This window comes from Agrobacterium sp. 22094 (assembly GCF_052046015.1).
Classification (GTDB): domain Bacteria; phylum Pseudomonadota; class Alphaproteobacteria; order Rhizobiales; family Rhizobiaceae; genus Agrobacterium; species Agrobacterium cavarae.
Map to the genome: position 1 here is coordinate 77,138 of NZ_JBQEPX010000004.1, position 19,111 is coordinate 96,248.

At 57.6% G+C, this 19,111-nt stretch carries 20 protein-coding genes; 7 read left to right on the plus strand and 13 right to left on the minus strand.

All coding sequences use genetic code 11. From position 1 onward, the window contains the following. Window positions 1-32 precede the first annotated feature (32 nt). The 10 genes from ACTJK5_RS17445 to ACTJK5_RS17490 form a co-directional block, all read right to left on the minus strand. Window positions 33-764 (minus strand): amino acid ABC transporter ATP-binding protein, encoded by a 732-nt coding sequence (locus ACTJK5_RS17445; RefSeq protein WP_113179061.1) that lies wholly within the window; start codon window positions 762-764, stop codon window positions 33-35. Then, the gene (locus ACTJK5_RS17450; protein ID WP_113179060.1) at window positions 745-1,398 is read right to left on the minus strand and encodes an amino acid ABC transporter permease; all 654 of its coding nucleotides are present in this window, start codon (window positions 1,396-1,398) and stop codon (window positions 745-747) included. The genes ACTJK5_RS17445 and ACTJK5_RS17450 overlap by 20 nt, the downstream gene beginning before the upstream one ends. After that, window positions 1,398-2,102 carry an amino acid ABC transporter permease gene (locus tag ACTJK5_RS17455; protein WP_113179059.1) on the minus strand — a complete coding sequence of 235 codons (705 nt, stop codon included), beginning with the start codon at window positions 2,100-2,102 and terminating at the stop codon, window positions 1,398-1,400. The genes ACTJK5_RS17450 and ACTJK5_RS17455 overlap by 1 nt, the downstream gene beginning before the upstream one ends. A 179-nt stretch (window positions 2,103-2,281) precedes the next feature. Then, a complete protein-coding gene (locus ACTJK5_RS17460) occupies window positions 2,282-3,085 on the minus strand; it encodes a transporter substrate-binding domain-containing protein (protein ID WP_440612913.1) in 804 nt (267 codons plus the stop codon). A gap of 67 nt (window positions 3,086-3,152) precedes the next feature. Continuing rightward, window positions 3,153-4,139 carry a 2-hydroxyacid dehydrogenase gene (locus ACTJK5_RS17465; RefSeq protein WP_440612914.1) on the minus strand — a complete coding sequence of 329 codons (987 nt, stop codon included), beginning with the start codon at window positions 4,137-4,139 and terminating at the stop codon, window positions 3,153-3,155. Window positions 4,140-4,203: 64 nt separating this feature from the next. Next, a complete protein-coding gene (locus ACTJK5_RS17470; RefSeq protein WP_113179056.1) occupies window positions 4,204-5,355 on the minus strand; it encodes an ABC transporter ATP-binding protein in 1,152 nt (383 codons plus the stop codon). A gap of 12 nt (window positions 5,356-5,367) precedes the next feature. Then, window positions 5,368-6,198 (minus strand): carbohydrate ABC transporter permease, encoded by an 831-nt coding sequence (locus ACTJK5_RS17475; RefSeq protein ID WP_113179055.1) that lies wholly within the window; start codon window positions 6,196-6,198, stop codon window positions 5,368-5,370. Then, window positions 6,198-7,115, minus strand: a complete 918-nt coding sequence (locus ACTJK5_RS17480) for a carbohydrate ABC transporter permease (RefSeq protein WP_113179125.1) — start codon at window positions 7,113-7,115, stop codon at window positions 6,198-6,200. Before ACTJK5_RS17480 ends, ACTJK5_RS17475 begins: the two co-directional genes overlap by 1 nt. A 65-nt stretch (window positions 7,116-7,180) precedes the next feature. After that, the gene (locus tag ACTJK5_RS17485) at window positions 7,181-8,398 is read right to left on the minus strand and encodes an ABC transporter substrate-binding protein (RefSeq protein WP_113179054.1); all 1,218 of its coding nucleotides are present in this window, start codon (window positions 8,396-8,398) and stop codon (window positions 7,181-7,183) included. Window positions 8,399-8,537: 139 nt separating this feature from the next. Continuing rightward, window positions 8,538-9,293, minus strand: a complete 756-nt coding sequence (locus ACTJK5_RS17490; protein WP_113179053.1) for a GntR family transcriptional regulator — start codon at window positions 9,291-9,293, stop codon at window positions 8,538-8,540. Between the two features lie 167 nt (window positions 9,294-9,460). On the opposite strand from ACTJK5_RS17490, the gene ACTJK5_RS17495 reads away from it, so the two are divergent. The 4 genes from ACTJK5_RS17495 (at window position 9,461) to ACTJK5_RS17510 (ending at window position 13,111) form a co-directional block, all read left to right on the plus strand. Next, window positions 9,461-10,663 carry a mandelate racemase/muconate lactonizing enzyme family protein gene (locus ACTJK5_RS17495; RefSeq protein WP_440612915.1) on the plus strand — a complete coding sequence of 401 codons (1,203 nt, stop codon included), beginning with the start codon at window positions 9,461-9,463 and terminating at the stop codon, window positions 10,661-10,663. A 10-nt stretch (window positions 10,664-10,673) separates the two neighbouring features. Further along, window positions 10,674-11,444, plus strand: coding sequence for an SDR family oxidoreductase (locus ACTJK5_RS17500; RefSeq protein ID WP_113179051.1), 771 nt, complete (start codon window positions 10,674-10,676; stop codon window positions 11,442-11,444). A 135-nt stretch (window positions 11,445-11,579) separates the two neighbouring features. Further along, a complete protein-coding gene (locus tag ACTJK5_RS17505; RefSeq protein WP_113179050.1) occupies window positions 11,580-12,626 on the plus strand; it encodes an L-idonate 5-dehydrogenase in 1,047 nt (348 codons plus the stop codon). Beyond that, entirely contained in the window at window positions 12,623-13,111 is a 489-nt protein-coding gene (locus tag ACTJK5_RS17510) for an ureidoglycolate lyase (RefSeq protein WP_113179049.1), read from the plus strand. The genes ACTJK5_RS17505 and ACTJK5_RS17510 overlap by 4 nt, the downstream gene beginning before the upstream one ends. 83 nt (window positions 13,112-13,194) lie before the next feature. Here ACTJK5_RS17510 and ACTJK5_RS17515 read toward each other — a convergent pair whose 3' ends face one another. Then, complete coding sequence (locus tag ACTJK5_RS17515; RefSeq protein WP_062597977.1) at window positions 13,195-14,118, minus strand: MurR/RpiR family transcriptional regulator; 924 nt, start codon at window positions 14,116-14,118, stop codon at window positions 13,195-13,197. Window positions 14,119-14,217: 99 nt separating this feature from the next. Between ACTJK5_RS17515 and ACTJK5_RS17520 the strand changes: the two genes are divergently transcribed. From ACTJK5_RS17520 to ACTJK5_RS17530, 3 genes are read left to right on the plus strand one after another with little or no spacing between them, the layout of a single operon-like run. Continuing rightward, a complete protein-coding gene (locus tag ACTJK5_RS17520) occupies window positions 14,218-15,582 on the plus strand; it encodes an MFS transporter (protein ID WP_112520389.1) in 1,365 nt (454 codons plus the stop codon). Window positions 15,583-15,642: 60 nt separating this feature from the next. After that, window positions 15,643-16,119, plus strand: a complete 477-nt coding sequence (locus ACTJK5_RS17525) for a GAF domain-containing protein (protein WP_113179047.1) — start codon at window positions 15,643-15,645, stop codon at window positions 16,117-16,119. A 45-nt stretch (window positions 16,120-16,164) separates the two neighbouring features. Next, window positions 16,165-17,391, plus strand: a complete 1,227-nt coding sequence (locus tag ACTJK5_RS17530; protein ID WP_062426718.1) for a metal-dependent hydrolase family protein — start codon at window positions 16,165-16,167, stop codon at window positions 17,389-17,391. A 30-nt stretch (window positions 17,392-17,421) separates the two neighbouring features. Here the strand turns inward: ACTJK5_RS17530 and ACTJK5_RS17535 are convergent, their stop codons facing one another. Together ACTJK5_RS17535 and rhaM are read right to left on the minus strand one after the other, a co-directional pair. Continuing rightward, complete coding sequence (locus ACTJK5_RS17535; protein WP_062426719.1) at window positions 17,422-18,789, minus strand: FGGY-family carbohydrate kinase; 1,368 nt, start codon at window positions 18,787-18,789, stop codon at window positions 17,422-17,424. Beyond that, entirely contained in the window at window positions 18,786-19,109 is a 324-nt protein-coding gene (rhaM, locus tag ACTJK5_RS17540; RefSeq protein WP_062426720.1) for an L-rhamnose mutarotase, read from the minus strand. Before rhaM ends, ACTJK5_RS17535 begins: the two co-directional genes overlap by 4 nt. Between the last annotated feature and the right edge of the window lie 2 nt (window positions 19,110-19,111).

Genomic DNA, 19,111 nt, shown 5'->3' on the forward strand with positions numbered 1-19,111 from the left:
CAAGTGATCTGATAGAGCGCATGAAGCGTGGTTTATTTTACCCCGCCTGAGACGAAGGCCTGCAATTCGGGCGTCTTCGGTTGCTCGAACAATTCCTTGGACGGTCCCATCTCCCAAATCTTGCCTTGGTGCATGAACACGGTCACATCTGCCACACTGCGTGCGAAGTTCATTTCGTGTGTCACAAGCAGCATTGTCATTCCTTCTTTCGCGAGTTGCTCCATCACGAGCAAAACTTCACCGGTCAGTTCCGGATCGAGAGCCGACGTCACCTCATCGAAGAGCATAACCTTTGGCCGCATCGCCAGAGATCTTGCAATCGCCACGCGTTGCTGCTGCCCGCCAGACAGCATGTCGGGATAGGCATCGAATTTCTCGGAAAGTCCGACCTGGGCAAGCACCTTTCGAGCCAGCGTTTCCGCTTCCTCATGTCCGACGCCCTGCGTGATCCTGGGTGAGAGCGTGATGTTCTGACCGACCGTTAGGTGAGGGAAGAGATTGTAGCTCTGGAAGACGATGCCGACATCTTTGCGAAGCTCTCTGAGCTTTGCCTGATCCTGTTCGACTTTGTGGCCAGCGACTGTGATGCTGCCTGCTTGAAACTGTTCAAGCCCATTGATGCAGCGAAGCATGGTGCTTTTGCCAGAGCCACTCCGGCCGATGACGGCGACAACCTGTCCGGCGTCGACGGTAAGTGAAACGCCCTTCAATACCTCGAGCGCACCATATCGCTTGTGAACCTGATCAATTGCTACGACCGACATGAAGGACCCTTTCAAGATAGCGGCTGAGACGCGACAGCGGGAAGCAGATCGCGAAATAGAGGATGGCAACCACGAGGAAGACCTGAAACGGTCTGAACGTCGCGTTGTTGACGAGCTGTCCAGCACGAGAAAGCTCCACGAAGCCGACGACGGAAACGATGGACGTATTTTTAACGAGTTGGACGAGAAAGCCGACCGTTGGCGGCAGCGAGATGCGCAGTGCTTGTGGAAGGATGATGTAGCGGTACTGCTGGAAACGCGTCAGCGCCAGAGATGCTGAAGCCTCCCACTGCTGCTGGGGGACGGCCTGGATGGAGCCGCGCCAGATTTCCGCGAGATAGGCCGAAACGTAGATCGACAAAGACAGGGAAGCTGCAAGCAGCGGTGGAAGTTCAAAGCCGAAAAGGGTCAGTCCATAATAGGACATGAACAGGATCATCAATACCGGAATGGACTGGATGACGGTAATGTAACCCGCAGCGATGCTCCGAAGCACCCAATTTTGCGCCAATCGCATGATGGCGAAGACACCACCTGCAAGAGACCCGATTGCAAAGGCGATGCCTGTCAGAAGCACCGTCCAGCCAGCAGCACGCAGAAGAAACAGAAATTCGGGCCAACCAAATGTCGACATCAGGCGATCCCCTCCTTGACGGTCACTGGCGGGGTGACTTTCACCCGGCGGCGAAACAGCCATTGGCCGAGCCACGCCAGAATAAGTTTCAGCGTCAGTGCAAGGACGAGATAGATGATCGTGACCACGATATAGGTTTCGAAGCTGCGGAAGGTGCGTTGTTCAATGATCGAGGCAGCGCCTGAGAGTTCCGGCACCGAGATGAAGGAGCATATGCTGGAGGCCAGCAGCATCAGGACAAACTGGCTCGACAAGGCGGGCCAGATCTTGGCAAAGGCTGGCTTCAGCATCACGTAGCGGAAAACCTGGATGCGGCTGAGAGCCAGCGACATTCCAGCCTCCACCTGCGAGCGGTGGATCGAATCCACACCGGCGCGGATAATCTCGGTCGCATAGGCGGAGAGGTTGAGCGTCATGGCAAAAAGCGCTGCCTGGGTGCCGGACATGCGAAAGCCGATCAGCGGCAGGCCGAAGAAGATCATGAACAGCTGAACGAGGAAGGGCGTGTTGCGCAACAGTTCGACATAGGAATCGACGCCGAAGCGGACTGGTCCGTTGCCGAGCGTTCGAAGTCCTACGAGGATGACTGCCACCAAAGTGCCGAGAACGATTGCCGTTGCCGACAGGCCGATCGTCAAGACGATACCGCGCAGGATGAGATCGGATTCGGCAAAGACCGATTCGAAGTGAAGTGTAAAATTCATGAGATGATGTCCTCCCGAGCATCCTTTGCCGGCGCGCACCCTTCAATGAGGCGCGCCGGGGATTTTCCGATCCGGATGGGAGCGTTTAAGGTGAAATGGCGCTTCACCTCGCTGCACTCCACTCTTGCCATCTGGCATATCCGGACGCGTCGCCGCTTCAAACGGTTGCCGGAAGCTGCTTAGAACGTCGGAAGCGTTGGCAGAGGAGTGCCGACCCACTTGCGGGCAATGGCATCCAGTTCACCATTCTGCTTGATGTAGTAGATGGTGTTGTTGAGCCACTGATGCAGGTCATAGGCATCTTTGCGAACGGTCATGGAGTTTGGCTGCATGCCGAAAAAGAACTTCGCTTCCGTTGTGGTATCGCCACGTGCGCGGATGGCGGCATTGGCCTGTGCGTCCGGCCCGGCGATTGCCTGAACCTGTCCGGAGAACAGCGCCTGCATGGTCGTCGCGTCGTCATCGAAGCGGAGGATGGTCAGGCCAAGCTCTTTCTCGCGATTGACGAACTCCCGTTCGACGCTCGAGCCTCGGTTTACGCCGACCGTCATGCCCTTGAGATCGTCCCACTTTTCGATCTTGGTATCTTTGTTGGAGTAAATGCCAACCTGGAAGGCACTGTAGGGAATGGTGAACATCACGGCTTTCGCGCGTTCAGGCGTGGGGGCCAAGGTCGCGATCAGAAAATCCACCTTGCCGGACTCCAGCGCGGGAATACGGGCAGGAGGAGTGAGCTGAACCATGGTGACCGAGACACCGAGATATTTGCCCACGAGCGTTGCGACATCGGCGTCATATCCGATGGGATTGCCTTGGGCGTCCACCGAGCCGAAGGGTGGTGCGCCGACGAGAACACCAATCTTCACCGAGCCGCGCTTGACGATCTCATCGACGCTTTGCGCGCTCGCTGAAAAGCTCGTGAACATTCCGGCGCAAACGGCAATCACAGCCGCCGCAATTTTAAAAGATTTCAAGAAGCTCATCACTCTCTCCCTTGTTTGATTGAGCTGTCATTCCCGGGCGTATTTCGACGACCGGACGTCCTTGCCCTTAGCGGGCGGCCTCCTTTACGATGTTGACGCAGTCGCGGTCTTGCAGCCGGCGATTGACGTTTTCTGCAATAGTATGTTGACGGCGTTTGATCGTGCCGTTAGTCCAGCCCGACATGTGCGGCGTCATGACCACATTATCGAGTTCGTGAAAGGGAAGCGCTGAAGGCTGTTTCGTCCGCTGGTCAGACGTCGGGTAGGCATACCAGGTGTCGATGACGGCGCCGCCGATCTTGTGGGTCTTCAACGCATCGTAAAGCGCCTGTTCATCGACGGTCGGACCGCGCCCGACATTGATGATGACGGCATCGGACTTCATGGCGGCGAAAGCACTCGCACCAACGATACCGCGTGTGGCGTCGATCAACGGGACCGAGACGACGATGAAATCCGCGGTCCCCCAAAAATTGTCCAACTGGTCCAGCGTGAATGACTGATCCACCAGATCCGACACATCCACGGGACTGCGATTGGCAACGCTGACCTGCATTTCGAAGGCTTTGGCGCGCTTGGCAACAGCTTTGCCAATATGGCCGAAGCCAAGCAGGCCGATCGTTTTACCGCATATCTCGCCGTGTAGGCGGTCGCTGGAGCCGGACCAATATGCCCATTCACCGCGACGCAATTTCTCGTCCGCATCAAGCAAAGGTACGTGACGATTGAGGATGGCACTGAAGATATATTCGGCGATGGCGGGGTCGTGGCCGAAGCAGTTGCAGACAACGGCTCCCTTCGGCATCAGATCGAGATTGACCGCGTCATACCCTGCGCCTGGAACATGAAACAGGCTCAATCGCTCCGGTTTCGGTAAAGAGGCATCGTATTTCACGCCGACAATCATGTCGGCTTGGCGATAGGTTTCCTTTTCGGTCTCGCTCGTGAGGACATCCGGCAGGATCACAATCTCTGCTCCATCCTGCACCAGCTTTTCAAAATCATTGCTGAAACACGCGGCGTTCTCACCGTGAAAAACGATCCGTGGCGACATATCTGCTCCTCCCACACTTATGTCTTCAATTCAAAAACCGGCAACGCCGACAAACCGCATTGGCTTATGTGCGAATGCGCTCCCCTGTCTTTGCTGCAAAAAATATCGCCTGACCGAGGTCGATGGTTGCCCATACCGGCTGCCCGATCGAAAGATCGCAGTAACCTGGAACGGTCACCATCACCGCATCAAGGTCGCCATCCTCGTCATGAGCGGTACGACCATCCTTCAGACGAACGGCTATGATGGAGTCCGCGCCAACGTGCTCGACCATAACCACGTCGCCACTCAGGGCGCCCTCGACAGGTGCGCTCGACACTGTAACGGCGTTGGGTCTGACGCCCAGCAGGACATCGGATGCGGTCTGTATTGCAGGCGGCGCGATAGGCAGAATGGTCGAACCAACGGTCAGTTCGTTGCCTCGTCTGTTGGTGACGATCAGGTTCATGGGCGGTGTGCCAATGAAACGCGCGACGTAAGTGTTGGCTGGATCGGTGTATATTTCCCGGGCAGTACCGAATTGCTGGATGACGCCGTCCCGCATCAGGGCGATTTTCGTGCCCATGGTCATTGCTTCAACCTGATCATGCGTCACGTAAACGAAGGTTCCGCCGATCTCCTTGTGAAGCCGTGAGATCTCCGAACGCATGGATGTCCGCAATTTGGCATCGAGGTTGGACAAAGGTTCGTCCATCAAGAACACTTCAGGCTCGCGTACCATGGCGCGCCCAAGTGCAACGCGCTGGCGCTGCCCGCCCGAGAGCGTACGCGGAAAGCGATCCAGCATCTCCGTCAGTCCAAGAATCTTGGATATCTTCGTCACCTTTTCGACGACGCGAGGAGAGTTTTCGATCCGGCGTTTCGCCATTCCGCCGATGACGGGCAGGTGATGCCAAAGACGAAACTCCTGCATCAGCAGGGGAAACGACATGTTTCGGCGAACGGAAAGATGCGGGTAAAGCGCATAGGACTGGAAGACGAAGGCGATATCCCTGTCTCCCGGCGGCAACTGGTCGACCCTCTTGCCGCCAATGACAATCTCACCTCCCGAGATGCTCTCCAGTCCAGCCAGCATTCGCAGCAATGTCGACTTGCCGCAGCCGGATGGTCCCAGCAGAACGAGGAAATCCCCTTCATCGATGGAGACGTTAATGTCGCGAATGACTTCCTTCGCACCGAATTTTTTCGAAATATTGTTGAGTTCAATAGCAGACATGACGTGCTCCCATCAGCCTTTGACGCTACCAGCGGTCATTCCCGAGACCACATAGCGTTGGGCGAAGAGGTAAAAGACGATGGCTGGCAGGGTGTAGATGACGCCAACTGCCATGACCGAGTGAATGGGTGTGGAGAGTTCACCGACGAAACTTGCAAGACCGACCGATGCTGTGCGCAGGGCCTCGCTGCTGACGAGAGTCTGGGCAAAAACGTACTCGTTCCAGCCGTGGAAAAAGGAGATCACGGCAGCGGCAGCAAGGGTCGGGGCAATCAGTGGGATGACGATGCCCAGCACGATATCCAGTCTGGAACATCCATCAACGCGTGCCGCTTCTTCAATCTCGAGGGGAATGCCATCGATCGCGCCCTTGATGATCCAGGTGATGACGGGCACGACGAAGGCTGTGTTGGCAAGGATCAGCCCCGTGATCGAGTTCAACATGCCGAGGTCTCCAAAGATCGAATAGAGTGGCACGACCAGCATGGCTTCCGGCAGCATCTGTGTGGCAAACAAGGCAAAGCCAAGCAGCGCCAAACCCGCAAAGCGGAAGCGTGACAAGGCATAGGCCGGCAAGACGGCGAGCAAAATGCTGAGGACCGTGGTGCCTGCTGCAACAAGAAAGCTATTCTTCAGCCAGGTGGCGACGGGGATCGTATTGAAGACATCGACATAGGTGCCGAGTTGCGACCAGTCGGGTAGCAGGCGAGAGGAGGATGCGAACAGCTCCGACGAGGGCGTCGTAGAGGTGACGAACATCCAGTAGATCGGAAAGGCCGCGAAACCCAGCATGAACAGAACTGAGAGGATACGCAGGTGCTGACCGTTTCGTAGCGTCGTCATCAGCGTTTTCCCTGTGCCTGTTCGGTCATCTGCGTGACCTTGAAATAGATGACCGTCACGAGCAGGGCGATGGAAAGACCGATCATGCCGATGGACGCTGCCGCTCCGAGATCGCGATAGACGAAGCCCTGCCGATACAATTCTATGACGAGCGTATTGGTCGCGCCGATTGGGCCGCCCTGGGTCATCAGCCAGATCAAGTCGAAACGGCGCAAGGACCAGATGGTAACGAAAAGCGTCAGCATCAGCACAGTCGGCTGGATGGTTGGCCAGGTTGCCGTCTTGAAAATGTTCAGGCGATCTGCCCCGTCGATGACCGCAGCTTCCTTAAGTTCCTGGGGGACACCCTGCAACGCAGCGAGAATGACAACCGAAGAGAACGGAAATATCTGCCAAATTGTCGTCAGCAGGATCGCGGGGAGCGCGAGCTTTGGATCATCCAACCAGTTTTCGCCGCCGAAGGGCAGACCGAGGCCCGTCAGCACGCGGTTGAAAATGCCGTATTGCGAATTGAATATCCAGGTGAAGACGAGGGCTACGGCAACCGACGGCGCTGCCCAGGGAATTGTTATCAGCGCGCGCGCAATACCGCGACCAAAGAAAGGCGAATCGAGAAGAAGGGCTGACCCCAGTCCGACGCCGATGGCGAAGACGACGCAGGCCACGGTATAGATCGCCGTCACCGACAGGACTTTCCAGAGTTCACCGTCCTCGATCAGGAACCTATAGTTGTCAAAACCCACAAACGGATTGACGCCCGGTGTCAAAAGGTCGGTTGCGGTGAAGCTCATATAGAACTGCTGAACCAGCGGATAGAACTGGAAAAGCAGCAGATAGATGCCGACGGGTGCGGCAAAGAGATAGGGCGTCCACGGATGGCCGTCGAGCCTTGCTCGAACGATTTGGGCGCGTTTCATCATTGACCTCGATCAGGAAACGAGTGGGTTTGCGGAGGCTTGATGGGAAGCCTCCGCATGTCACGTCACCGCAGTACACGCCGCTCGACCAGCAACTGGGCACGATCCATCGCTTCTTTCGGGTCCGCGTTTTCAAGAAGGACCTTCAAAACCTGTTCAAGCACGATTTGCTGGATTTCCGGCGTCTTTCCCTCGTGACCCATGACGAGTTGCGGAAGAGCATTTTGCATCTGCTCCTCATAGACCTTCAGCCACGGTTGTTTGGCTTGCTCTTCAGCAGACATGGCAAGCTTGGTGCCGACGCCGGTTCCCATCGCGGCCTGAAGGCTCTTCTGGTTCTCCGGCGCGTATGCCCACTTGATGAAAGTGCCGGCCGCATCCTTGTGCTTCGTATTGGCATTGACGACGAGTGCCGTCATGATGAGGCCCTGTGCTTTGTCCGGAAAGGGCGAAGGAGCGGCTGCAAAGGGCAGTTGCGGCGCATTTTGATGGAAGATGGCCGCTACGCCGCCATTGTCGATGTTCATGGCAATCTTGCCTTCCCAGAACATGCGACGATAGGTGGCGGCATCGGCGCCCTTCGGGGTAACGCCTGCGTCATAAACCTGCTTGTAAGCGGTGACGCCCTTGATGACGTCGGGACTGTTGAGCGTCAGTTTCCCGTCCTTGTCGCTCCAGCGTCCGCCGAAGCCAAAGACATAATTGCAGAGGTCCTGCCAAAAACCCGCACGCTCCGCCATCGTTGCGCGATAGGCGTAGCCGAAAGTCCCGTCTTTGGTTTTCTCCTTGGCTGCCGCCAGGAAGCTGTCGAAATCCTTCGGCGGTTCGGGGAGGATGTCCTTGTTGTAGAGCAGTGCGTAGCCTGTCGTATCGAACAACAGACCGTAACGAACGTCCTTGACCTTCATGAAGCGATCCGGACCAAGAAAATCATAGGCCTTGTCGTCGATCATATCGTTGAGCGGCATTAGTCGCCCCGACGGGATGGCCGCGAAAAAATCCGTCTGATCGAAGCGAATGAGGTCCGGGCCGCCTCCTCCGCCCATCTGGGTGAAGACAGTGTTGGCGAGGCTGGAGAAGGGGATCGCAATGGGTTCGACTTCGACCTGATCCTGACTTGCGTTGAAGGACTGTATCCACGCCTTCACGCGGTCGCCACGTCCTGCTTCGGCAAAGACGGCGGCGGCGAAGGTGATCTTATCCTTCGCGAATGCCGGTGCCGCCCATGGGGCGATGACTGCCATCATACTTGCCGCGAGAAGTGCCTTTGCTGCTCTTTTCATTCGTGTTCCTCCCTGAGTGATCTGCGGTACCTCCCAGCACCGCATTCGCAATAACATTTTGTGAAATTTCAATGGACTGGGTAAAGTTATGCTGTCCTCTGACCGGTATCGGCCCCGCACTCGCTCCTTCAGATCTCACTCAAATCTTGAAAATCGGCTCAATGCTACAATCAAGCAGCCTCGGATCGATGCCGGCTTCCATCTCAACGAACATGGAATCGACAAAGCCGATCAGGGCATCAGTGGCAGAAAGAGCTGTATCCAGATGCCGGTTCGCCACCGCATTCAGCACGGACAAATGGCAGTCGATCGTCGTCGACAGATCGGCTTGCCCATGGGTGATCGTATGATGAATGAAACCGATGCGGCGGTAGATTGTGTGCAGGGGCCGCAATGTGTGTTCGAGAAAGGGTTCGTCTGCTGCGGCCAGTAAGATCTGGTCGATACGACGATCCAGCACGTTGAATTCACCGAGCGTGATCTCGTCGCGACGTTCGCGCAAGGCACGTTCTATGTGTAGCATCTGATTGCGATGAGACAGGCTTGCGCGCTCGATTGCCAGTCTTACCACGAAACGTTCCATGTCTCTGCGCAACTGCAGCAGAAGACGCTCTCGTGCGAGATCGATTGGCGCTACTCTTAATCCGTGACGTGGAAGGACGATCAAAAGGGTGTCCGCTGCAAGGCGGCTAACGGCATTGTGGACAGGCGTGCGACCAAGGCCAGTGGCATCCTGGAGCTCCTGCAAGGTCAACTGCCTGCCGGGCTTCAGCTCGCAATTGATCAGGAGTTCCTCGATGCGCTCATAGGCAAGGTCGAAGAAATTGACTCTGTTTGCCCGCTTCGGCTTAGCGCCCTCGGTCACGAGCGCGGGTTTGGTCTGCTTGCGTGCCATCTCCGGTCTCCTCCCCGTCGCGGTCATGAAAGTCAGCGTATCAGTCGTATAAAACATGTTGTGAAATTTCACAAGCGATATTATTGTCCATTCAGAGGCTGGCTGGGAGGCTCGCCTTCTTGTCGGAATGAGATCGGGCGCGCAGCGGCGCGGCACGGGAGGAACGAATGAAAATTACGTCTATCGAGACGTTGCGAACCGAAGAGTTCGCAAACGTGCTGTGGGTTCGCGTCCATACCGATGCGGGAATTATCGGACTTGGGGAAACCTTTTATGGTGCGGGCTCGGTCGAGGCCCACATCCATGATGTGCTTGCAGGACGCCTGCTCGGTCGCGATCCCCTGAGAATCGAGGCACATGCGCGCGAGCTCGTGAACCTGCCGATGGCGCAGGCGTCCACTGGCGCTGAATACCGTGCGGCGTCCGCGATCGATCTTGCTTTGTGGGATATATTCGGGAAGGTGTGCGACCAACCGGTGCATCAGATGCTAGGTGGTCTCTGCCATGATCGAATCCCGATCTACAACACCTGTGCGGGTTACGGTTATGTCCGCTCGAACAAGATCAAGCCGGTCGATACCTGGAATTTCCGCGACAATTCAGAGGGGCCGTATGAAGACCTCAAGGGCTTCATGACCGATGCGGGAGCGCTCGCGGAGAACCTTCTGGAGCAGGGTATTTCCGCCATGAAGATATGGCCGTTTGACCCTGCCGCCATTGAGAATGATGGCCGTTACATCACAGCGGACCAGCTTCGAGCGGCCATCAAGCCGTTTGAGCAGATCCGCGCCCGGGTCGGTGATAAGATGCGGATCATGGTGGAGTTTCATAGTCTGTGGAACTTGCCCACCATCAAGAGGATTGCCCGTGAACTGGAAGCATTCGACCCGACCTGGTACGAAGACCCAATTCGAATGAACTCGGTATCGGCTCTTTCAGAGCTTGCAGCGTCAACGAGCGTACCGATTTGCGCCTCCGAAACGCTGGGTTCACGCTTCCCTTACAAGGACATGCTGGAGTCCGGCGCCATCGGCATCGTCATGACCGATCTCGTCTGGACTGGTGGCCTGACGGAGGGCCGAAAGATCGCTTCCCTTGCCGATACATACCACCGGCCCTACGCACCCCATGACTGCACGGGTCCGGTCGCCTATGCCGCTGCCGTTCATTCATCCTTCTCGCAGACCAACACGATGATCCAGGAATCGGTCCGGGCTTTCTATACGGGCTGGTATAAAGAGCTTGTCACCCATGTTCCTGTCATCGAGAACGGATTTGTCTTGCCAATGGAAGGACCAGGCCTCGGCACTGAATTGTTGCCGCAGGTTTTCGAACGTTCGGACCTGACGGTTCGCCGCAGCACGCTTTGAGGAGGAAACGATGAGCAGCCATTCCATTTTTGATCTTAAGGGTCGCACAGCACTGGTAACAGGCTCTTCACGCGGGCTCGGCCGGGCCATGGCGGAAGGCCTTGCCGTGGCGGGTGCCCGTGTTCTCATTAACGGCACTGACCCGTCCCGCGTGACGGAAGCGGTGGCCGAATTTCGCAAGGCGGGGCACGAGGCGGAGGCGGCGGCCTTCAACGTGACGGCTGAGGATGAGGTGAAGGCGGCGTTTGACGGGTTCGACGCGGCAGGAATTGCCGTGGACATTCTCGTCAACAATGCAGGTATCCAATATCGCAAGCCTATGGTCGAGCTTGAAACAGTGGACTGGCAGAGGGTCATCGATACCAACCTCACAAGCGCCTTCGTCATCGGGCGGGAAGCGGCAAAGCGGATGATCCCCCGCGGTTACGGCAAGATCGTCAATATCGGCTCGCTGACCAGCGAACTCGCACGCGCGACTGTTGCGCCCTACACAGTGGCCAAGGGTGGCATCAAGATGCTGACGCGGGCTATGGCAGCGGAATGGGCGCAGCATGGCATTCAGGCCAATGCCATCGGTCCCGGCTACATGCTGACCGACATGAATCAGGCGCTGATCGATAATCCCGAATTCGACGCCTGGGTGAAGGGTCGCACGCCATCGAAGCGCTGGGGCAAGCCGGAGGAGCTGATCGGCACGGCAGTCTTCCTGTCTTCATCGGCCTCCGATTACGTCAATGGCCAGATCATTTATGTCGACGGCGGAATGTTGGCCGTTCTTTAGAGCGCGGTGCGTCCCTTTGGATGCGCCAAGGACGCTTTATCTCTTTAAATCTACGCGTCGTCTTTTCCGAAATGGAGTCCGATTTCCGGGGGGGCGATGCTGGAGCAGCACGGGTATTCAAGGGAGGAGAAGACCATGCGAGGAGTCGTAATCCACGCACCGAAAGATTTGCGCGTTGAAGATGTTGGCGTGCCGCTCCTCGGTGAAGATGAGGTTCTCGTCCGAGTCGCTGTCGGTGGAATTTGCGGGTCGGATCTGCATTACTATCATCATGGCGGTTTCGGCGCGGTCCGCGTGCGTGAGCCCATGGCGCTTGGCCACGAATTTTCCGGTGTCGTGCAACAGGTCGGCGGGGATGTATCCCATCTCGTGCCGGGCATGCGCGTTGCGGTCAATCCCAGTCGACCCTGTGGCCATTGCCGCTATTGTGCCGAGGGGATGCAGAACCAGTGCCTTGACATGCGCTTCATGGGAAGCGCCATGCGCATGCCGCATGTGCAAGGAGGGTTTCGCGAAAGCGTCACGGTTCACGCGTCACAACTTGTACCGATAGACGACGCGTTGTCGATGGCAGAGGCGGCCATGGCCGAGCCTCTGGCGGTATGCCTTCACGCGGCGCGGCAGGCCGGATCATTGCTCGGCAAGCAGGTCCTCATCACCGGGGCTGGACCGATCGGCATGCTGAGCGTGCTGGTGGCGAGACGATCGGGCGCAGCGCGCATCGTCATTACCGATGTCGTCGATGCGCCTCTCGACCTGGCAAGGCGCCTTGGTGCTGACGAAGCGATCAACGTTTCGAGCAGTCCGGCGGCACTCGAGCCTTACCGTATCGAAAAGGGTACATTTGATGTGCTGTTTGAAGCGTCCGGAAATCAATCGGCGCTCGTCTCGTCTCTGGATGTGCTGCGTCCCGGCGGCGTCATCGTACAGCTTGGCCTCGGCGGCGAGATGACGCTTCCGGTCAACACAATCGTTGCCAAGGAACTGCAGCTTAGAGGCACGTTCCGCTTCCACGAAGAATTTCAGCTCGCGGTGGATATGATGGGACGGGGCCTGATCGACGTCAAATCTCTCATCAGCAGCAGCTTCCCGTTTGAACAGGCGCGGGATGCGTTCGAGCGCGCTAGCGATCGCTCGCAGAGCATGAAGGTTCAACTCGTCTTTCGAGGAGCAGACACATGAAGCCTATTGTTGCGACGCCGCTGACAGCAGAGAGTTTCGAATTCTTCGGCAACGTTTTCGACATATCCTCGCTGAAAGGCTCAGCCTTTGCGACTGGCACGTTCGATGCGACGAGCGAAGCGAAATTGCCGGTCTTGCAAATCGTTACCGTGGAGACGATCGCACCAGAGCTGACGATCCGTCAGCTTGAAACGCACCCGTATTCCTCTCAGACATTTCTCGCTTTGGATCAGGCGGCGTCCCTCATCGTTGTTTGCAAGCCTGGCGCGGACGGTCGACCGGATGTCTCGACCTTGCAGGCCTTCATTTCAGCGCCGCACCAGATCGTCACCTACAGGCGAAACGTTTTGCATCACAAACTCACCCCTTTGAAGGTGCCTGCGTCCTTTGCGATGACGATGTGCCACACGGGCGTTGGTGGAGACACGGTCCTGCATGATCTGCCAGAAGCCATCACTCTGGACGTCAATGCGGCTGCCCGGTAACCGAGCCCTTCCGGTGCGATGCTTCACCGTATGAAGGGGTGTCGAAAAAGCAAATTGCCCGCACGTCCTGGATCGGATTGATCTCAAAGCTGATCAAAAGGCTTTCCAGCCATGGGCGCTGTTTTGGTGAAGAGCAGATCCTGGTGTTGCCATTGCTCCTCGAAATCGGCGATGGAACGCGCGCTCATCTCCGGGTTGAGCGCGCCCAATTCTGCAGAGATGGCCTCCGCAAGCCCGATGCCTGGAACGACGGTTGCGTAGAAAGACGTGCTCTCTGCCGGTGCCAGCAGCAGATAATCGGCATTTTTTGCCAGTGCATCCACGGCTGCGTCGGTGATCACGCAGGTGGTTGCGCCCTTGGCCTTGGCCTGAGCGGCAGCCCTGATCGCAGAATTATAGAGGCGCCAGAAGGTAAAGATTATGACGACATCGTTTTCCTTCACATCGCCCAAAGCATTGGCGATCATCACCCCGTCGGTTGCAAGCTCCATGCGATAGCCGCAGAGCGTGGCGTGGTGTGCGAGGATGTTGGCAATCGAAGCGAAACTGCCCGATCCAAGAACGATTCGGCGTTTTGCCCCTGCAATAAGTTTTGCAATCTCCTTGACGGAGTTGCGGTCGGTACGCCGGCGCAGAGCCGTCAGTTGCTCCATCTGCCGATTCATGGCCGCGTCGAACGGCCGCTCGTTGCCGGTCTCCTGCTGATGGACGACGCTGACCTCAGGTGCCGAAAGCTTGCTCATGAAGCGTGTACGAATTTCCTGCCGCAGCTCAGGCCATCCTGAAAAACCAAGGCTTTGCGCGGTTCTGGTGATCGTCGCGACGTTGACATCGGCCTTTTGCGCGAGTTCGGCGGCGGATGCAAAAGAGGCGTGCCGTGGATCGTTGATGACGGCTTGCACGACTTCATGTGCGGCTGGCGTCAGAGAAAATTTCTCATCAAGATGACGCAGCCAGTCTTCTAGCGTGCCCGCAAAATCACCTGCAGCGTTTTTTGCATATTGCATTCACAAATCTTCCTGTGCAAAAAATGTTGCGCGACGAAACGACGCGCACACCGTCCGCAAAGCGGCGGAGGTGACACACTATAATGATGGGGACTGCGAATGTATAATACTGCTGCAAGACTGGAGAGGCTGCCCGTCGGGCGCTTTCAATACAAGCTGCTGATGATGGGCGGGCTGGGCTACATGTTCGAGGCCTGGGACGCGGGCATCATCGCTTTTCTGCTTCCCGCGCTTCGGGCGCAGTGGCAACTGACAAGCCTTCAGGTCGGCTATCTCGCCAGCAGTACCTATGTCGGCTTCCTCATCGGCGCGCTTATTGCCGGAGCGATCGGCGACCGTTATGGCCGCAAGAACGTCATGCTCTGGGCACTTGTGCTCTTCTGCCTGGCAAGTCTCGGTGGCGCTGCCGTCAATGATTGGCACCAGTTCTTCGCGCTGCGTGTCGTCGGTGGTATCGGCATGGGGGCCGAAGCAGCGATCATCGCGCCGTTCCTTTCGGAATTTGTCGGCGCGAAGTATCGTGGCCGCTTCACGGCCTCGCTCGCAGCCTTCTTCTCCTTCGGCTTCGTCATCTCCGCGGTTCTCGGATATCTGCTTGTGCCTGCCTCCGACGACGGATGGCGTTATGCGTTGATCGTCACCGCCATGCCGGTCGTGGTGGTTTTGTGGTGGCGCCGTGGCTTGACGGAATCGCCGCGCTGGCTGGAGAGCCAGGGTCGCCATCAGGAAGCAAATGACATCGTCACCGGCATAGAAAAGCAATACGAGGCCCGCGGCGTCGTTCTGCCTGCGCCGGAACCGACAGCGCAGGTCTCTGCAACGCCGAATACCTCGCTGATGGCAAATTTTAAAACACTGCTGTCGCCGCGCTTCCTGCGCATCACCATCATGACCTGGCTCCTCTGGGTGTCGGTGACCTTCAGTATTTACGCCTTCATGACATGGATCCCGAGCCTGCTCGTCGAGCGTGGCATGACCATGACGAAAAGCTTCTCTTTCTCGATCCTGATCTATGCGGCGCAAATTCCGGGTTACTTCACAGCCGCCTGGTTCTGCGAGAAGATTGGCCGTCCCTATACCATCGTGCTCTATATGGCGCTCGCAGCTGTTTCGGCTCTCTCGCTTGCTTTCGCTACCGGTGACACGCAGGTTATCGCGCTTGCCATGACGCTCTCCTTCTTCATCAATGGCGTTGCAGCCGGAGAATACGCCTATACGCCGGAGGTGTTTCCGACACGCATTCGTGCGACCGGCGTCGGTACGGCCTCGGCAATTGGCCGCATCGGCGGGATTGCCGCACCGATCCTCGTGGGTGCTGTCTATCCGATCGGCGGTTTCGCTGGTGTCTTCGGCATGACGACCGTCATCCTGTTCATCGGCGCTACGTCCGTTCTCTTCCTCGGCATTCCGACAAAGAACCGGTCGCTCGAGGAGATCGAGGCGGAAGAGTTTGCCGCGCGCTGACATCCAGGCCCATCAGGGAGCGGCAACTGCTGCTCCCTCATCAGCAAAAAGGATCGACACATGCACAATGAGATCAGCCTTTACGAAGCCATGAAGCAGCCCGATCAGCCGGCCCCCTTCTTCCAGGCTCTCGATGAGCTGTTTCAGCGCGAAATCGGGCACGTCCTGTTTACCCTGTTGGCGGTCGATGGGGGTGAGGTCGTTCGCATCTACTCCTCAGACCCCGAGCATTATCCGGTGTCCGGCCGCAAGCCTATGACCGACACGCCCTGGGGCCGCCATGTCATTGGTCAACATAAAAGCTTTCTCGCCAAGGATATGGACGGCATCAAATGGGCCTTCTTCGATCATGAGCTCATCGCAAGTCTTGGTGGCGGCACGCAGATCAATGTGCCCGTCGTCTTCGACGGGGCCTGCATCGGAACGATCAATCTCACCCATCGCGCCGGTGTTTATGACGAACGCCATCTCGGCCGCGCCGAGGCTTTGGCACCGTGGTTGGTGCCTTACTTCCTGCTTGCCGCCAAACAAAGTTGAATCTTGGCGTACGCCTTTAAAAAACATCGACTGAAAGTGAATGCCATGAGTTCAATTCTTCTCAAAAACGCCCGCATCGTTGATGGATCGCAGGGCGAACCGACCGCTCCAACGGATGTGCTCATCCGTGACGATCTGATCGTTGACGTGGGCAAGTCGATCTCGGAGACTGCCGACCGGGTGGTTGATCTGGATGGCAAGATCCTGATGCCAGGACTTATTGATGGGCATGTGCATGTCATCGCCACCAAGCTCGATCTGGGGGCGAATGCCGATCTGCCCAACTCTCTTGTGGCGCTCCGCTCAGCCAACATCATGAAGGCAATGCTGATGCGCGGCTTCACCACGGTCCGTGACCTTGGCGGTGCCGATCACGGTCTGGTCGAAGCGCTTCAGGAGGGGACGATTATCGGCCCGCGGCTGATCATCTGTGGCAAGGCGCTGTCGCAAACCGGGGGCCATACCGACTATCGCGGCCGGTTCAACCGCCGTTCCGTCGAGCATTATCCCGATCAACTGGGTGCGCTCGGTCGAATTTGTGATGGCGTCGACGCCGTTCGCCAGGCATGTCGTGAGGAGGTCAAGGGCGGCGCGCAGTTCATCAAGCTCATGGCCAATGGTGGCGTATCGTCGCCGACCGATCCGATCGCCAACCTCGGCTTTTCAAAAGAAGAGGTGCTCGCAGCCGTCGAAGAGGCGGAAAATGCGCAGACCTATGTGGCCGCGCATCTTTACACAGATGCCGCCATCCGCCGCGCGATCGAGTGCGGCGTCAAGTCGATCGAGCATGGCAACCTGATCACGCCGGAAACCGCGCAGCTTGCCAAGGAACGCGGTGCCTTCGTCGTGCCGACCAACATCGTTTATGACCGCCTGGCCAAGGACGGCGCTTCGCTCGGCCTGCCGCCGGTCTCTGTCGCCAAGATCGAGGATGTGCGCAGCGCCGGTTTCGAGGCGCTGAAAGTGCTCCACAAGGCGGGCGTAACCATGGTTTATGGTACGGATTTGCTGGGGGAGATGCATGAGCACCAGTCGGAGGAATTTGTTCTTCGCGGGCAGCATCTACCAGCCGCAGACGTGATCCGTTCCGCAACGCTGGATGCGGCCAAGGCATTTGGCTTTGAAGGCAAACTGGGAACCGTGGCCCCAGGCGCTTATGCCGATCTGATCGTCGTGGATGGCAATCCTCTCGAGGATCTGTCGGTCTTGACGGGGCAGGGCAAACACATGCCGTACATCATTAAGGGCGGTGAATTCGTCAAGCAGAGCTGAAGCCATAAGAGGGGCGGGGTGTGTCGGGTTTCACTCCGCCGTTTCCCGCCACCTTTTGGCGTACGTGTTCAGGTGCGTAATCTTCTCGGTCACCAGCTCGACAGGAACATTCGATTTCGTGCCGGTGAGAAAGCTTGCGCCAAGCGATGTGCCTGTATGGGAGGCGGAGGCATACACGTCTCGGCCGGACAGGGTGGAGAGCGCTGCCCGGAAGACTCTATTTGCGGCAAAGGGGCCTTCCACCACGATTGGCCCGCGTGATCCGATCAGGTCAAGGCAGGTCATGGTCATCAAGGCCTGGTAGAGGCTGGCAGCCGCCCGCCGGCCTTCATCCGTTTGCGGCTCGTTGCGCCAGCCGCCCGTGGCGCCGGGAAACGGGCCGGTGCCGCTGACGACGCTTGGCAGCAGCATCTGGCCTTTGGCTATGACATCTTCTACCGCGATCCATTCCGCGTCCGGTGCAACCTGCTCCAGACCCTTGGTAATGATCTCCCACTCGCGGCCGCCCATGTAACGGGCGGAAGGCACGGGTTTGCCGAATGCATCGACATTGACCAAGGTGTCGCGGTTCTCATCAAGATCGTCTGCCTGTCCGCCTGCGGCAAAGCACACGACCCACGTGCCGGTCGATACGACCGTGCAAGGAAGGCCAAAGCCGACGAGGTGCGGGAGCAATGACGCATTGGAATCATGGATTCCGCAGTAGACAGGAACGGGTGCAGCGAGGCGGAGTTGGCGAGTGATAGTCGGCGTCGTTTGTCCCAGAACGTCGAAGGCAGAGCGGATGGGCGCCATGAGATCGGCAATACCGAGACGCGCGACGAGGCTTGAATAGTCGCCTTCAAAGGGGCGCCACAGATCCGTGTGGCAGCCGAGAGAGGTGGCCTCATTCGCAGCGATACCGGTTAAGCGATGCGCCCAATATTGCGGGTAGGTCAGGATGGTCGAGACGGAGGCGAACGCCTCGGGAAAGCACGCACGCTGATAATGGAGTTGCGCACCGAGATTAAGTCCACCCGTCAGGCGTGGCGAAAAAGTCTTTGCAAACTCCGGGCGGATTGCCTCGTAGGCGTCGATGATCTGATCCGGGAATGTGAACTCGTAATCGAGAACGGGCATCGCCAACTCGCCCGCCGTATTCAGGAGCGCTGCACTTGCGCCATGTGTGGTGATCGAGATTGCCTGATAGCCCGGCACATTGTTGAGTTCCGCAAGCCCTTCCTGAATGAAGCACCACAGCGCATCCGTATCATAATGCGGATAGGGTGGGTCGCCTACGACCCTGTTGGCAATCTTGCGTGACGCCAATTCCTTGCCGCTCTCAGCATCGACAACGATCAGTTTGGCGTGTGTCTTGCCGATATCGATGACGGCAACGGTCCGGATCGGCTTGCTCATGGGAGATGAAAGACGGTGATGAGATCGGTTGCGGCCGGGGAATGATCCGGGTTGCTCTCCATGATATCGGCCATGTGCGCCCACCATTTCTTCATCACGGGATGATCGGGCAGCGCCGCCATGCCGTGGTCTTTCGTACGCGTGAGGACACCGAAAAGAGTGTTGGTCTCAGGATCGAGGTGGATCGAGTAGTCGGTCACGCCGGCCTCGTGCAGCAGGTCGACGAGCTCCGGCCAGATTTCGTCGTGGCGCTTCTTGTACTCCGCCTGCTTGCCCGCAAAGAGCTTCATCTTGAACGCGTGTTTTTCAAGCTCTGGCATGA

What these genes read in the sequence shown, in the direction of transcription:
- ACTJK5_RS17445 (WP_113179061.1), bottom strand. Translation starts at nt 764, where the DNA reads ATGTCGGTCGTAGCAATTGATCAGGTTCACAAGCGATATGGTGCGCTC.
- ACTJK5_RS17450 (WP_113179060.1), bottom strand. Translation starts at nt 1,398, where the DNA reads ATGTCGACATTTGGTTGGCCCGAATTTCTGTTTCTTCTGCGTGCTGCT.
- ACTJK5_RS17455 (WP_113179059.1), bottom strand. Translation starts at nt 2,102, where the DNA reads ATGAATTTTACACTTCACTTCGAATCGGTCTTTGCCGAATCCGATCTC.
- ACTJK5_RS17460 (WP_440612913.1), bottom strand. Translation starts at nt 3,085, where the DNA reads ATGAGCTTCTTGAAATCTTTTAAAATTGCGGCGGCTGTGATTGCCGTT.
- ACTJK5_RS17465 (WP_440612914.1), bottom strand. Translation starts at nt 4,139, where the DNA reads ATGTCGCCACGGATCGTTTTTCACGGTGAGAACGCCGCGTGTTTCAGC.
- ACTJK5_RS17470 (WP_113179056.1), bottom strand. Translation starts at nt 5,355, where the DNA reads ATGTCTGCTATTGAACTCAACAATATTTCGAAAAAATTCGGTGCGAAG.
- ACTJK5_RS17475 (WP_113179055.1), bottom strand. Translation starts at nt 6,198, where the DNA reads ATGACGACGCTACGAAACGGTCAGCACCTGCGTATCCTCTCAGTTCTG.
- ACTJK5_RS17480 (WP_113179125.1), bottom strand. Translation starts at nt 7,115, where the DNA reads ATGAAACGCGCCCAAATCGTTCGAGCAAGGCTCGACGGCCATCCGTGG.
- ACTJK5_RS17485 (WP_113179054.1), bottom strand. Translation starts at nt 8,398, where the DNA reads ATGAAAAGAGCAGCAAAGGCACTTCTCGCGGCAAGTATGATGGCAGTC.
- ACTJK5_RS17490 (WP_113179053.1), bottom strand. Translation starts at nt 9,293, where the DNA reads ATGGCACGCAAGCAGACCAAACCCGCGCTCGTGACCGAGGGCGCTAAG.
- ACTJK5_RS17495 (WP_440612915.1), top strand. Translation starts at nt 9,461, where the DNA reads ATGAAAATTACGTCTATCGAGACGTTGCGAACCGAAGAGTTCGCAAAC.
- ACTJK5_RS17500 (WP_113179051.1), top strand. Translation starts at nt 10,674, where the DNA reads ATGAGCAGCCATTCCATTTTTGATCTTAAGGGTCGCACAGCACTGGTA.
- ACTJK5_RS17505 (WP_113179050.1), top strand. Translation starts at nt 11,580, where the DNA reads ATGCGAGGAGTCGTAATCCACGCACCGAAAGATTTGCGCGTTGAAGAT.
- ACTJK5_RS17510 (WP_113179049.1), top strand. Translation starts at nt 12,623, where the DNA reads ATGAAGCCTATTGTTGCGACGCCGCTGACAGCAGAGAGTTTCGAATTC.
- ACTJK5_RS17515 (WP_062597977.1), bottom strand. Translation starts at nt 14,118, where the DNA reads ATGCAATATGCAAAAAACGCTGCAGGTGATTTTGCGGGCACGCTAGAA.
- ACTJK5_RS17520 (WP_112520389.1), top strand. Translation starts at nt 14,218, where the DNA reads ATGTATAATACTGCTGCAAGACTGGAGAGGCTGCCCGTCGGGCGCTTT.
- ACTJK5_RS17525 (WP_113179047.1), top strand. Translation starts at nt 15,643, where the DNA reads ATGCACAATGAGATCAGCCTTTACGAAGCCATGAAGCAGCCCGATCAG.
- ACTJK5_RS17530 (WP_062426718.1), top strand. Translation starts at nt 16,165, where the DNA reads ATGAGTTCAATTCTTCTCAAAAACGCCCGCATCGTTGATGGATCGCAG.
- ACTJK5_RS17535 (WP_062426719.1), bottom strand. Translation starts at nt 18,789, where the DNA reads ATGAGCAAGCCGATCCGGACCGTTGCCGTCATCGATATCGGCAAGACA.
- rhaM (WP_062426720.1), bottom strand. Translation starts at nt 19,109, where the DNA reads ATGCCAGAGCTTGAAAAACACGCGTTCAAGATGAAGCTCTTTGCGGGC.